Annotated in this window: 11 protein-coding genes and 1 riboswitch; of the genes, 4 read left to right on the plus strand and 7 right to left on the minus strand. The window is 71.2% G+C overall.

What is annotated here, in order from left to right:
* Window positions 1–17: 17 nt before the first annotated feature.
* From metE to ABD366_RS32010, 3 genes are all read right to left on the minus strand, one after another.
* Window positions 18–2,342, minus strand: coding sequence for a 5-methyltetrahydropteroyltriglutamate--homocysteine S-methyltransferase (metE, locus tag ABD366_RS32000; protein WP_324774267.1), 2,325 nt, complete (start codon window positions 2,340–2,342; stop codon window positions 18–20).
* Between the two features lie 164 nt (window positions 2,343–2,506).
* A riboswitch (cobalamin riboswitch) is annotated at window positions 2,507–2,730 on the minus strand.
* Window positions 2,731–2,839: 109 nt separating this feature from the next.
* On the minus strand, window positions 2,840–3,433 hold the full coding sequence (locus ABD366_RS32005) for a sigma-70 family RNA polymerase sigma factor (protein WP_324774269.1): 594 nt from the start codon (window positions 3,431–3,433) through the stop codon (window positions 2,840–2,842).
* A 223-nt stretch (window positions 3,434–3,656) separates the two neighbouring features.
* Window positions 3,657–4,340, minus strand: a complete 684-nt coding sequence (locus ABD366_RS32010) for a hypothetical protein (RefSeq protein WP_324774271.1) — start codon at window positions 4,338–4,340, stop codon at window positions 3,657–3,659.
* Between the two features lie 388 nt (window positions 4,341–4,728).
* On the opposite strand from ABD366_RS32010, the gene ABD366_RS32015 reads away from it, so the two are divergent.
* Both ABD366_RS32015 and ABD366_RS32020 read left to right on the plus strand, forming a co-directional pair.
* Window positions 4,729–6,105, plus strand: a complete 1,377-nt coding sequence (locus ABD366_RS32015; protein WP_411293853.1) for a PepSY-associated TM helix domain-containing protein — start codon at window positions 4,729–4,731, stop codon at window positions 6,103–6,105.
* Window positions 6,102–6,758, plus strand: a complete 657-nt coding sequence (locus tag ABD366_RS32020) for a DUF5134 domain-containing protein (RefSeq protein ID WP_324774275.1) — start codon at window positions 6,102–6,104, stop codon at window positions 6,756–6,758. The genes ABD366_RS32015 and ABD366_RS32020 overlap by 4 nt, the downstream gene beginning before the upstream one ends.
* 81 nt (window positions 6,759–6,839) lie before the next feature.
* Here ABD366_RS32020 and ABD366_RS32025 read toward each other — a convergent pair whose 3' ends face one another.
* The gene (locus tag ABD366_RS32025) at window positions 6,840–7,592 is read right to left on the minus strand and encodes a TetR/AcrR family transcriptional regulator (RefSeq protein WP_324774277.1); all 753 of its coding nucleotides are present in this window, start codon (window positions 7,590–7,592) and stop codon (window positions 6,840–6,842) included.
* Window positions 7,593–7,723: 131 nt separating this feature from the next.
* Here ABD366_RS32025 and ABD366_RS32030 point away from each other — a divergent pair, with 131 nt between their 5' ends.
* Window positions 7,724–9,226, plus strand: coding sequence for an MFS transporter (locus ABD366_RS32030; protein ID WP_324774279.1), 1,503 nt, complete (start codon window positions 7,724–7,726; stop codon window positions 9,224–9,226).
* A 98-nt stretch (window positions 9,227–9,324) separates the two neighbouring features.
* Here the strand turns inward: ABD366_RS32030 and ABD366_RS32035 are convergent, their stop codons facing one another.
* Window positions 9,325–9,993, minus strand: a complete 669-nt coding sequence (locus ABD366_RS32035) for a TetR/AcrR family transcriptional regulator (protein WP_324774281.1) — start codon at window positions 9,991–9,993, stop codon at window positions 9,325–9,327.
* 172 nt (window positions 9,994–10,165) lie between these two features.
* Here ABD366_RS32035 and ABD366_RS32040 point away from each other — a divergent pair, with 172 nt between their 5' ends.
* The gene (locus ABD366_RS32040; RefSeq protein WP_324774283.1) at window positions 10,166–11,284 is read left to right on the plus strand and encodes a serine hydrolase domain-containing protein; all 1,119 of its coding nucleotides are present in this window, start codon (window positions 10,166–10,168) and stop codon (window positions 11,282–11,284) included.
* Between the two features lie 83 nt (window positions 11,285–11,367).
* On the opposite strand, the gene ABD366_RS32045 is transcribed toward ABD366_RS32040, so the two are convergent.
* Both ABD366_RS32045 and ABD366_RS32050 read right to left on the minus strand, forming a co-directional pair.
* Window positions 11,368–11,808 (minus strand): VOC family protein, encoded by a 441-nt coding sequence (locus ABD366_RS32045; protein ID WP_324774286.1) that lies wholly within the window; start codon window positions 11,806–11,808, stop codon window positions 11,368–11,370.
* 94 nt (window positions 11,809–11,902) lie between these two features.
* On the minus strand, window positions 11,903–13,164 hold a 1,262-nt coding region (locus tag ABD366_RS32050), incomplete at its 5' end, for a hypothetical protein (RefSeq protein ID WP_344442941.1).

Below are 13,164 nucleotides of genomic sequence, written 5' to 3' on the forward strand. Positions count from 1 at the left end.
CTCGCCGACCGGTCGCGTCAGACGGTGGGATCGTTCAGCTCGCCGCGGACGGTACGAGCGGCGGCGACCACATTCTCCAGCGAGGCACGCGTCTCGGGCCACCCGCGGGTCTTCAGCCCGCAGTCCGGGTTGACCCACAGCCGCTCGGCCGGGATGGCCTCAAGTCCCGTACGCAGCAGAGCGGCTGACTCCTCCTGGCTGGGGACGCGGGGCGAGTGGATGTCGTAGACCCCGGGTCCCGCCTCGCGCGGGTACCCGTGCTCGGCCAGCTCATGGGCGACCTGCATGTGGCTGCGGGCCGCTTCGAGGCTGATGACATCGGCGTCGAGGTCGTCGATGGCCTGGACGACGTCGCCGAACTCGGCGTAACACATGTGCGTGTGGATCTGCGTCTGCGGACGCACGCCCGCGGTCGTGAGCCGGAACGCCTCGGTGGCCCAGGCCAGGTACGCGGCATGGTCTTCGGCGCGCAGCGGCAGCGTCTCGCGCAGCGCGGGCTCGTCGACCTGGATGACCGAAGCGCCGTTCGCCTCCAGGTCGTCGACCTCGTCGCGCAGGGCGAGGGCGACCTGGCGTGCGGTGGAGCCGAGCGGCTGGTCGTCGCGGACGAAGGACCAGGCGAGCATGGTGACAGGGCCGGTGAGCATGCCCTTGACGGGCCGGTCCGACAGCGACTGGGCGTACGTGGTCCAGCGCACCGTCATCGGGTCCGGCCGCGAGATGTCGCCGGCCAGGACCGGCGGACGCACGTACCGCGTGCCGTACGACTGGACCCAGCCTTGCTGCGTCGCCAGGTAGCCGGTGAGCTGCTCGGCGAAGTACTGGACCATGTCGTTGCGCTCGGGCTCGCCGTGCACCAGGACGTCGATGCCGGTCTTCTCCTGGAAGGAGATGACGTCGCGGATCTCGTTCCTGATGCGCTCTTCGTACCCCGCGGTGTCGATGCGGCCGGCCCTCAAGTCGGCGCGGGCGGTGCGCAGTTCGGCGGTCTGCGGGAACGAGCCGATCGTGGTGGTCGGCAGGAGCGGCAGGCCGAGGTGTGTGCGCTGGGCGGCGGCCCGCTCCGGGTACGCCTGGGCGCGGCGGGCGTCGGATCCGGTGACGGCGGCGGCTCGGGCGCGCACCGCGGGGTCACGGGTGATCGGCGAGGTCGCGCGGGAGGACAGGGCGGCCCGGTTGACCGCGAGTTCGGCGGTGATCGCGTCCGTGCCCAGGGCGAGACCCTTGGCGAGCGCGGCGATCTCGGCGGTCTTCTGCCGGGCGAAGGCGAGCCAGCGCAGGATCTGCGGATCGATGTCGCGCTCCAGGGAAGCGTCCAGCGGGACGTGCAGCAGCGAGCAGGACGCGGCGACGTCGACCCGGTCGGCGAGTCCGAGCAGGGTGCCGAGCGTGGTGAGCGACTTCTCCAGGTCGTTGACCCAGATGTTGCGGCCGTTGACGACACCGGCCACGAGTCGCTTGCCGGGCAGACCGCCGACGGCGGCGAGCGCGTCGAGATTGGCGGCCGCCGCGTCGGTGAAGTCGAGGGCGAGGCCGTCGACAGGCGCCTTGGCGAGCACGGGAAGGGCGTCGCCGAGGCGGTCGAAGTAGGAGGCGACCAGGAGCTTGGGCCGGTCGGTCAGGCCGCCGAGATCGCGGTAGGCGCGGGCCGCGGCGTTCAGTTCGGCCGGGGTGCGGTCCTGGACGAGGGCGGGCTCGTCGAGCTGCACCCACTCGGCACCCGCCGCGCGCAGATCGGCCAGCACCTCTGCGTACACGGGCAGCAGCCGGTCGAGGAGGGTGAGCGGGTCGAAGTCGGCGGCGATACCGGGCGCGGGCTTCGCGAGCAGGAGATACGTGACCGGGCCGACGAGAACGGGCCGGGGCGAAAGGCCGAGAGCGAGGGCTTCCCCGAACTCCGTGACCTGCTTGGTGGAGTCGGCGGTGAAGACGGTCTGAGGCCCCAACTCGGGCACCAGATAGTGGTAGTTGGTGTCGAACCACTTGGTCATTTCCAGCGGCGCGACGTCCTGTGTGCCGCGGGCCATCGCGAAGTAGCCGTCCAGTGCGTCGGCGTCCACGGCGGCCCGGTGGCGCGCGGGGATCGCACCGACCATGACGGTGGTGTCCAGGACGTGGTCGTAGGAGGAGAAATCGCCGGTGGGGACTTCGGTGATGCCGGCGGCGGAGAGTTCCCGCCAGTTCGTGCGGCGCAGGCCCGCGGCGATGGTCCGGAGGGCGTCGGCGGTGACACGGCCCTTCCAGTAGCCCTCGACCGCCTTCTTGAGTTCGCGGTTCCGGCCCTGGCGGGGGTAGCCGTACACGGTGGCACGTGCTGCCGCGGCTGCGGTCCTGGTGGTCACGGAGATCTCCTTCGAGAGACGTATCCCTGGGGCCCCGGGGACCCGTACGGCACGAAGGAGTGACACGGACGGCGGTTCGACCTCGCGCGGCAAAGCCGCGGTCGTCCGCCGCATATGTACGCCGACCCGCCCACGAGGTCACCGGGATGTCCGCGTACGCGTCGTACGCACACGGGCAGATGGCAGGTCTTCGGACTCGCGAGCACATCCGTCCGGACCGGACGGACACCTACTGGCCGTCGCTTCCCAGACCTCTTTCCCGAGGTCCAGTGCGTAAGACGGCGGTCGTTCCCACTCACCGCTGCGGGGCAGTCCCGGATTCCCACCGGGTTCCCTCTTGCGACTCCCTGCCTGGCTGACAGGGCGAACCAGCTGCGGGAGCCACCCTAGGACGCCCGGGCCGAGGTTCACCAGGGCGTCCAGGATCCGGATGGAGATGAGACACGCGGTGCACGGCAGCGGGACCTCCAGGAGGCCGGCACCGACGTTCCGGCCCGTCAGTCCGGCATCGCACCCGCCGCATGCCGTTCCGCGTCCTCCAGTTGTGCGATCAGGGTCAGGCGGGCGCGGTTGACACGGGAACGGATCGTCCCCACAGGGCAGCCGATGAGCGCTGCCGCCTCCGTGTACGGCAGACCGAGGAGCTGCGTCAGGACGAAGGCCTCGCGGCGCTTCTCGGGAAGCGCCTCCAGCAGGGCGGAGAGCGCCACGCCCTCGTCGAAGCCGGGAGCGGGGTGGAGCCGGGCACGCTCCGCCGCGCTGTGCCAGTCGGCGGTCTGCGACAAGCGCGGCCGGGCCGCGTCCCGCCGGAAGTTGTCGACGACCGAGCGGCGCGCGATCGACAGGATCCAGGTCCGGGCCGAGGACCGCCCCTCGAAGCGGTGGAGACTGCCGAGCGCCCGCAGGAACGTCTCCTGGGCGAGGTCGTCGGCGAGGTGGGGATCGGCGCACAGTCGCGCCACGTAACGCCGGACGTCGTGGTGGAGCGCGCGGACGAAGAGGTCGGCGGCGCACGGGTCACCGCCACGGGCGGCGAGAGCGAGCACGGTCGCCGACTCGTCCCGCGAACGCGGCAGGGCAGGAGTGATCACCTGGTGTCCTTCTCGGGTCGGACACCGGAGGCGACCCGTGCGGCAGGGTGACTGGCCCCGTGGACAGACAGAGTTGATGTGGAGAGGTGCCGGGCGACGAGGCCTGCAGCCGAGTGGCCGCGTGGTACGACTCCGGTGCGGGGAGTGAGAGGGGCGGTCGCGCGGCGGCACGTGACCGCTGCCCGGCGCCTGGTGTGGGGTGGCGCCGGGATGCCGGCTGTCGTCAGGCGACAGCGAATCGGGCAGGTGGTCCCCTGGAAGTGATCGACCGGGCGAGAAGGAGACGGCGCGGAGCCCGGTCGGAGGCGGGCCTGAGGAGAGGGAGGAGAACGCCGGACACCGGGACCGTGCGCAGTCGCGGGAGGCGGAGCGGCGCACTCAGCCAGCACTCGACGGCGCGAAGGGCGTCGAAGGCGACTTGTTCGCCCCGGCCCAGCCACGCACCGCACACCACTGCCGCGCACAGGTGAGCGGCGAGCATCCCCGCCGAGGACACCGTGCTCATGCCGTGTCCCGGGACGCCCATGCCCGGCATGGAGTGCACGGCAGTGCCCATGCCACCGTCCATGGACGGCAGGGAAGGCATGGCAGCGGTGTGACCGAGGTGCCGCGAACCGGGTGCGGCCGGGGCCGTACAGAGCAGATACGAGATCCAGAGCCGCGTCAGCGGCGAGCCGGACCGAGGATGTGCGCCGGCCTGTGCCAGGGACAGGGTCACGTGCAGCAGGACCTGTAGGCCGACACAGCTCGTGAGCACGGTTCGCGGGGCGCGTTCGAACGCGGAGAGACCCCAGCCGAGGACAGAGGCCATGGCCAGGGCGCCGGGCAGCGCCCACCAGGGAATCCGGGTGCCCGACATGACGACGTGCCCCAGGGCGGCGAGCGCGACGCAGATCGCCGCGAACACCCCGGTCCGAACCGTGCGTGCACACCGTCCAACCATCATGGCGGGTTCATGCTCCCACCCCGGTACCCGGCCCCAAGCGGAATTGCGGAAATCGCGGTCCTCACAGGCGAGATGCCGTTCAGGCGAAGACGAAGGCGAAGGCGAAGAGGAGGAGGAAGGGAACTCATCCGCCCGCGCATCCGACCACTACACCGGACCGCCGAGAAAGGGCGGATGACGTTCCGTTACAGAAAGGCCCGTTATGGCGGAAAGCCACGCAGCGCAAGCCGCGACGGACATATTCACCGCAGGCCCCGATACGAAAGCCTCCGCTACGAGTGATCCCGCCACGCACACCGAGCGGAACGCCGAGTCGGACACCGCGCAGGAACGGAGCGAGGAAGCGGGCATGCCGCCGGGCGGCCTCAAGCCCCCTGTGTCGTGGATCGGCCTGCGCCCCCTGCTGCTCCGGCTGCACTTCTACGCGGGCATCGTCATCGGTCCCTTCCTGCTCGTCGCGGCTGTCACGGGTCTGCTGTACACCGCGACACCGCAGATCGAAGCGGTCGTATACCGGCACGAACTCGAGGTCGCCCCGCAGGGCGACCCCGAGCCGCTCTCCGCCCAAGTGGCCGCGGCCCGCACGGCGGTCCCCGAGGGCACGCTGTTCTCGGTGACGCCCGCGACCGGCCGCACGGACAGCACCCGCGTCGTCTTCGACAAGCCGGGCCTGCCCGACAACTACACCCAGACCGCGTTCGTGAACCCGTACACCAGTGAAGTCCTGGGCCAGGAGCGGACGTTCGCGGGCTGGTGGCTGCCGGTGCGGGCCTGGGTGGACGGCCTGCACCGGCATCTGAACCTCGGTGAGCCCGGCCGCGTCTACAGCGAGATCGCCGCCAGTTGGCTCTGGGTGGAGATCCTCGGCGGCCTCGCCCTGTGGCTGACGGCTCCCCGCGCGCGCAAGGGACTCCGGCGCGTACTCGTCCCCCAGGGCGGCGCGAAGGGGCGCAGGCGCACCATGTCCTGGCACGCCGTGGTCGGCCTGTGGGCCTCGGTCGGCCTGCTCGGCCTGTCCGTCACCGGCATGACCTGGTCCGTGCACGCCGGAGCGAGTATCGGGGAGATCCAGTCGGCGCTGGCCGGTCCCGGTCCGGCCATCTCCACGAGCCTGCCCGGCTCCGCAGCCGAGAAGAAGCCCGGTACCGGGTCGGGAGCGGCGAACGACGTGGGGATCGACGCTGTCGTCGCTTCCGCGCACGCGGCCGGACTGCGCGGCGTCCTCAACGTGAGCCCGCCGGGCGAGGAGCAGGCCGCGTACGTGGTCGAGGAGAACACCTGCAGCTGGCCCGAGCGCCACGACACCGTGGCCGTCGATCCCACCACCGGCAAGGTCACCGACCGTACGAACTGGGCCGATTACCCCCTGCTCGCCAAGATGACCAGCTGGGGCATCGACGCCCACATGGGCCTGCTGTTCGGCCTCGCCAACCAGATCGTGCTCGCTCTGCTCGCCCTCGCCCTCATCGGCATGATCCTGTGGGGTTACCGCATGTGGTGGCTGCGCAGGCCCACCCGTGCCGACGGCTTCGCGCTCGGCCGCGCACCGGCACGCGGGGCATGGCGGCGTCTGCCGGGCCGGTTCCTGGCTCCCGCTGTGCTGCTGACCGCCGTGATCGGCTACTACGTGCCGCTCTTCGGCCTGCCCCTGCTGGCGTTCCTCGTCATCGACCTGGTCATCGGTGTGCGGCGGCGCCGCATCGAGCGCACGGAGGTGTCCGCGTGATCAACGCGATCGGACTGAGGTGGATCCTCACCGCGCTCTTCGTTCTTCCCACTCTCTACGCCCTGTGGCTGACGGCGGCGCCGGGCCGCGCACCGGCCGACCGGGTGGGGCACGCCCTGCACGCCGTCATGGGGGTCGCGATGGCCGCGATGGTCTGGCCCCGGGGCATGAACCTTCCCGCCGGACCGCAAGTTGTCGTCTTCTCGGCGGGGGCGCTGTGGTTCGCCGCCGCCGCGCTGGCCCGTTCCTCGCACGTGAACACCCGTACCACCGCCGTGATCGCGGCGCTGCCCCATATCGTGATGATGGCCGCCATGGCCTGGATGGCAGCCGTGATGAACGGGTCCGCGATGGCCGCGGGCGGGGGCGGTGCGGGCCACGACATGCCGGGAATGGACATGTCCGGCACGGATGCCACCAGCGCCATGACCCTCTCGCAGGCAGCCGATCAGTGGACGGCAGGACTGCTGGCCGTCGCCCTCGTGGCGCTCGGACTGCGCCGGCTGGCCCAGGCGTTCGACCAGGGACGCGTCGCCGTCCGTCCCGCCATGCACGGCACGACCGTACTTGTCGGCGGCGGCGAGGCGTCCGAAGCCGCCTGCCACGCCGCAATGGCCGTCGGGATGGGGGTGATGTTCGTCCTCCTCGTGTGAGGACGGACGATGGCCGAGGGCTCGCCCCGGAACGTGAGGTGCCGATCTCGGCGCGTCCGGCGCCGCGTCCGGCTCGTGACCCTACGACGCGCGAGGCGGGCCCGGTGTGAGTCCGCCGAGCAGCGCTCGGAGGGTGAACTCGAAGCGCTCGTGTTCCTCGCCGGAGGTCAGTTCGTAGATGTGGGCGACGGTGCTGGGGAACGTGTCGCTGGGCAGCATCCGGTACCGCTCCGCGAGAGCGTCCCGGTCCAGGACGCGTTGATCGACTCCGCTCTCGGCGTGGTGGCGCAGCGACGCCTCGAAGCAATAGGCCGATACGTAGAGGAACGCGGCGTCGATCGCCCATGCGGCAGGCTGCGGTGCTACCCCCGCGGTCAGCAGGACCGTCAGCATGCCCTCGCTCAGCCGCAGCGCGTCCAGGCTGTTCGGGGCGGCGGCCAGCGCGGCGCGTGAGATGCCGGGGTAGCGCAGGTACTCGTCGCGCAGCGCCCGGCAGATGTCCAGCATCTGTTCCGTCCACCGCTCGGGGTCCGGCACCGGCACCGGCACCCTGGCGCACAGGTCGCTGATCAGCAGCTCGTCCAGCTCGGCCTTGTTGCGTACGTGCGCGTACAGCGACGCCGGGCCGGTCCGGAGCGCGGCGGCGACCCGACGCATCGTGAGCGCCTCGAAACCTTCGCTCTCGACGAGCTCGAACGCCGCGCTCATGATGCGCCCGACCGTGATGGGGGCCTTTTCGGCCCGCTCGGTCCCGCTCGGCTCGCTGAGCGCTGCGATTTTGGCGGCCCACTCATCACGCGTTTCGTCGCGACCCGGGGCTCGTCTGTTGGCCATGGCGCCAGCATAGCTTGACCTGAACGGTGTTCCTCTGTAGAACAGCATTCGTCTGACGAACACTGTTCGTGCGAGGTGAGGGCGGCGGGCCGGACCCGCTTCCACCCCGAAATCCCACCGCGAGGAAACCCATGTCATCCCCACGCTTCACCCGGGAACGCCCGTTGTCCGAGCCGCCCGGCACCTTCCGATCACTGCGCGAGGCGTGGATGGCTCTGGTGGGCCTCTCGGCGGTCTTCCTGTTCGAGATGATGAGCAACACCGTCCTCAACGTCGCCCTGCCCACCATCGGCCGGGAGTTGAAGGCGCCGACGATTGCTCTGCAGTGGGTGACGAACGGCTACGCGGTCGTGTTCGGCTCGCTGATGCTGGTGTTCGGCGCGGTCGCCGACCGGCTCGGTCGCCGCCGGGTGATGCTCGCCGGGCTCGTCCTGCTCGGCGTCGCGAGCCTGGCGGCGGTGGCCGTCAGCACCACGGGCGAGCTGATCGCCGTCCGTGCGGTCATGGGCCTCGCGGCCGCGATGACCACGCCGGGGACCATGGCGCTGGCCTTTCGGCTGTTCGAGGAGGAAGGCCTGCGGGTCCGGGCGATCACGCTGGTCTCCACCGTGGGTATGGTCGGCCTGGCGATCGGCCCGACCATGGGCGGCCTGGTGCTCTCCTTCGCCCCGTGGCAGGTCCTGCTGCTGATGAACGTGCCGATCGTGGCGCTCGCGATCGTCGGCATCCGGATCGGCGTCCCGAGCGATGACCCCGCTGACCTGCACCGGGCGCCCGCGGATCTCACCGGCGGTGCGCTGGGCACCGCGACGATCGTGCTCACCCTCGTCGCACCCACGTTGTTCGAGGAAGCGGGCGCCGGATCGTGGGCACCGTGGGCCGCCGTCGCAGGGGTCGTCGTGGCCGCGACGCTGTTCGTCGTGCGCGAGCGATCGGCCCGGCACCCGCTGCTGGACCTCGAGCTCGTCGCCAGACCCAAGGTCTCCGGCGGCCTTGCCTACAAGGCGGCTGCCGGCCTGGCCAACGCCGGGCTCGCCTACCTGGTGACGCTGCAACTGCAACTGGACTGGGGATGGCCGCCCGCTCTCGCGTCCCTCGGCATGCTGCCCCAGGTCATCGTGCTGATCGCGGGTGGCCCGTTCGTCCACCGCTTCGTCGGGCGGGTCGGCATCGACCGCGCCGCCTGGATGAGCGTCGGATCGATCGTGGCCGGGCTGGCGGTCTACACGCTGTTCGGCAACCTCGGCTATCCGGGGGTGGTGGTCGCGCTGGTGTTCGTGGCCGCCGGGATGCGGGTCGTCGGCGCCGCCGCCGGGGTCAACGTCCTCAACGGCCTGCCCCGCGACCGCACTTCCACCGGCGCGGCGCTGATCGACACCGCCGCCGAGGTCACCGCCGCGGTCGGTGTCGCCGTGGTGGGCACCGTGCTCGCCGCGCTGTTCGCCGGGGACGTCGCCACGGGGCACTGGAGCCGGGCACAGGCCGGCCAGTTCCGGGAAGCCGTCACCGTCTCCGGGACGGTGCTCACCCTCGTGTCCGCGGCCCTGGCGGTCTGGGCGATGCGCCGCACCCGCCCGGCCGCGGGCGACCACCAGGATGCGCTGCCCGTCGAGACCCCGGCGAGCGGGTCGTGAGCGGTCCGCCGGAACGGCGACGCACAGCGGCGCAGCACGAAAGCACGGTCAGGCCGGGGACGTCGGGGAGGCCGGGGAGGCCGGGGAGGTCGAGACGGTCAGGCCGGGGAAGGCGGGGAGGCCGCGGCCTCGATGTGGGCGAGCTGGGCGGCGAGGATCTCTTCGAACGCGGCGCGGCGTTCCACCCCGAGGGGACGGACTTCGCGGGCGAAGTGGGACAGGGCCGGGAAGCGTTCGGGGTCGGCGCCCAGAACCGCCACGCGGAACAGCTCCATGCCCTGCTCGTGTTCCGCCGGGGTGACGGTGCTGACCCCGGCCTCGGAGGCGATCAGCGCGGCGATGAGGACCGCGATCCGGTGGTAGCGCGGCGGGATCTCCTCGTCGGGCAGCCCTGAGGCGCGCAGGGCTTGCAGTACCTCTTCCATGACCAGCCGGGAGCCGGTGCCGCTGGATGCGTAGCGCCCCCAGACCGAGGCGAGCTGGGGCTGCTGCCCGAAGGCCTCTCTCACGCGCAGGGCCAGGGCCGTGATGCGCTGCTTCCAGTCGCCCTCGGGGCGGTAGCCGTCCATCGCGGCGAGGAGGATCCGGTCGGCGACCGCGCGCAGCAGTTCGGTCTTGCTGCGGAAGTGCCGGTACAGGCTGGAGGAATCGGTCCCGAGGGCCGCGGCCAGTTTGCGCACGCTGAACGTATCCGCGTCGCTCGTGCGCAGCAGCTCCGCCGCCGCATCCAGGATCTCTTCGGTCGTCCAACGCCTTCGACTTGCCATTCTGCTCCTCTCGCCGCATCTCAGCCTACCTGTGCACTCACTGTTGCACGCGCCGCGTGCATAATGATGACATGGGCGCTGCCGGGCGGGCCGGCCTGCCACTGGTGCCTTGCTGTCCGGGTCGGACGACCGAAGCGGCGCTCGCCCCGGGGAACACGAAAGGACGCATGACGTGAAGAACTCGCTGGATACCGCGGCGCTGGACGCCGCCATCGACAACGTCCACCGCGCCGGGATGCCGGGCCTGTTCGCCGAGGTGCGGGACGGCGACCAGGTCTGGCGCGGCGCCGCCGGGGTCGCCGATGCCGCCACCGGCCGACCCGTCACCGCCGGCATGCGGCACCGCGTCGGCAGCATCACCAAGACCTTCACCGCCGCAGCGGTTCTGCAGCAGGCCGAGAGCGGTCGGATCGGCCTCGACACACCGATCGGCCGGTACCTTCCGACGCTGGTTCCGGGAGAGCGCGGTGACACGATCACGGTCCGGATGCTGATCAACCACACCAGCGGCCTCGCCGAGTACCTCCCGTACGCCTATCCCTCCCTCAAGGCGTTCCCCGCCCTCGCGGACACCGGACCCCAGAGCCTGGACGACCACCGGTTCACGCGGTTCGACCCCACGGAACTGATCGAGCTGGGGGTCGCCGCACCCGCCTTCGGCGACCCGGGCGGTACGCCGGGGCTGTACTCCAACACCAACTACCTGCTCCTCGGCCGGCTTCTGGAACAGGTGACCGGCACTACGGCCGAGCAGTGCATCACCAAGAACGTCATCGAGCGCGCCGGACTTCGCGACACCGCATTCCCCGACGGACCGTACGTCGACGGGCCGCACTCGCGGCTCTACGAGTCGTGGTTCGGCATGATCGACCCGCCGCGCGACTACAGCGACTACGACATGTCCTGGGTGGGTCCGTCCGCCTCGCTGATATCGACCGTCACGGACCTCAACCGGTTCTACGGCAAGCTGCTGGCCGGAGAGATCGTCAGCCCGTCATCGCTGGCGCAGATGCAACGCACCGTCCCGGTCATCTCCCAGGAGGGCAGGACGATCGAGTACGGCCTAGGCCTGCACCCGATGGAAGAACCCGGTCAGGGCACCTACTGGGGCCATGGCGGCACGGTCTGGGGCGGTGGAGCGCTGGCCATGATCCGTGCCGACGGCCGGCGGCAGATGGCCGTCGCGGTGAACCTCCAGAGGTGGAACGGCCTCGACTCCTCCGGCACGCCGCAGCCCCACCCCATCGACCACGCGCTGGCGGCGCTGCATCGCGTGGCGATGTACGGCTGACGGGGCCGCCGCCTGTGTGGAGGGAGGCGCGGAAGCCGTAGCGGCCGACCCGAGCTGTAGCGGGTCGGCCACGACACAGCGACTCAGCGCAGTTGCTCGGCCAGCCCGACGATGATGCCTTCCGGGCCGCGGAGGTAGCAGAGCAGGTAGCTGTCCTCGAACCGGGCGATCCGGCCGAGGAGTTCGGCGCCGTGCGGGCGCAGGCGGGCGACGGTGTCCTCGATGTCGTCGACGGCGAACATGACGCGGTGCGTGCCCAGAATGTTGTGCGGCTGATTGCGCGGCCCGGCGCTGATCGCCGCGGGGCTGTCGTACTTCGCCAGCTCGAGCCGGCTGTGACCGTCCGGGGTGCGGACCATCGCGATGTCACAGCGGACGCCGTCGAGTCCGGTGCACTGGTCGGCGACGGGTCCCTCGACCTGGGCCCTGCCCTCCAGCTCCAGACCGAGTTCCACGAAGAACGCGACGGCGGCGTCCAGGTCCTCGACGACGATGCCGACGTTGTCCATCCGCTGAATCGCCATGCTGCATTCTCCTTCTTCCTCGTGCGGCCGGTAGTCGGCCGCTGCTGTCCCTGGGACGGAGCCGGAGGCACGTCCTCGACATCCTCCGACCACTTCACCACCCGGTGAGCAGCAGATGGTTGACGGTCAATGCCAGCAGCCCCTGAGCGGCGAGCCAGGCGCGGGGCCGGGGCAGGAACGCGCCGGCCGCGAGGAGCCACATGGTGAAGGGCAGCCAGATGCGTTCCGTCTCCGCCTTGCTCATGCCGGACAGGTCGGCGAGCAGCAGGGCCAGAAGGGCGGCCAGGAGGATGAGGGCCAGGCGGGAGCGAGGGAGAGTGAGGCGAGGGCCGGAGAGGACTTGGGCGCTCGCCCGGCGCAGGCCCGACACCGTCGCGGGGCCGGCGATCAGGACCGTACAGGCGAGGTTGGCCCACACCCAGTACCAGTAGGGGCGAACACCACCCGCCCCTTCGTAGTAGCGCGTGGTCAACAGGCGGTACGCCTCCCACCAGTTGAACCCGGCAAGGGTGAACAGTGCCGGGACGACGGCGAGACCGGCGAGCAGCGGCAGGGCCAGACGCACGGGGTGCTGCCGGACGCGGCGCCGTCCGAGGAGCAGCACCGCCGCGCCGATGACGGCGAAGAGGGTCAGACCGTACGAGAGGTAACAGGTCAGGCCGAACAGGAGGCCGGAGCCCGCCGCCCACAGCAGGGAGCGCCCGGTCACCGCGAGGGCGAGCAGGGCCACGGCCCAGGCGGCGACGGCCGCGAAGTAGGCGTCGGCCGACGCGCCCATCCATACCGCCGCCGGCGCCAGGACCAGGAACGGCGCCGCCCGCCGTGCCCACTCCTCGCCGACGAGCGCGCGTACGGTCACCAGGACCGCCACACCCGCCGTCGCACCGGTGACGATGCACCACAGGCCGGCCCAGCCGCCCCCGCCGAGACCGATGCGGTCGAGCAGCACGAAGGTCAGCGGGGCCGCCGGCGGATGGCCCGCGGTGTGAGCGGGCCAGTGGTCGGGGGAGTGGATGAGGATGTGGTTCGTGTAGTCCCGCAGCGTCGCCGGGATGTCATGGAAGCGGTCGATGACCTGCAAATACTCGTACTTGGTGGTGAGTCGGCGGGCGATGCCCCGGTGCCAGCCGTCGATCAGGGCCAGGGAGAGGATCCAGGCGGTCGCCGTCGCCCAGGACACGGCGAGCAGGCGCCGCCACGGCAGACGTGCCGCGACGGCGGGTCCGTACGCCACCACCGCGGCGGCCACCGCGAGGGCCGCAGGAGTGCCGGGGCCCACGTGCGGGAGCCAGTTCGCGTACAGCGGTGGCCGGCCGACGTGCAGGGTGTGGTGGGTGCGCTCGATGTAGCCGCCGA

This window comes from Streptomyces kunmingensis (assembly GCF_039533535.1).
Lineage (GTDB): Bacteria > Actinomycetota > Actinomycetes > Streptomycetales > Streptomycetaceae > Streptomyces > Streptomyces kunmingensis.

Coding starts and splice junctions, on each gene's coding strand:
- ABD366_RS32015 (WP_411293853.1), top strand. CDS start 4,729: ATGCCGCCGGGCGGCCTCAAGCCCCCTGTGTCGTGGATCGGCCTGCGC.
- ABD366_RS32025 (WP_324774277.1), bottom strand. CDS start 7,592: ATGGCCAACAGACGAGCCCCGGGTCGCGACGAAACGCGTGATGAGTGG.
- ABD366_RS32030 (WP_324774279.1), top strand. CDS start 7,724: ATGTCATCCCCACGCTTCACCCGGGAACGCCCGTTGTCCGAGCCGCCC.
- ABD366_RS32035 (WP_324774281.1), bottom strand. CDS start 9,993: ATGGCAAGTCGAAGGCGTTGGACGACCGAAGAGATCCTGGATGCGGCG.
- ABD366_RS32045 (WP_324774286.1), bottom strand. CDS start 11,808: ATGGCGATTCAGCGGATGGACAACGTCGGCATCGTCGTCGAGGACCTG.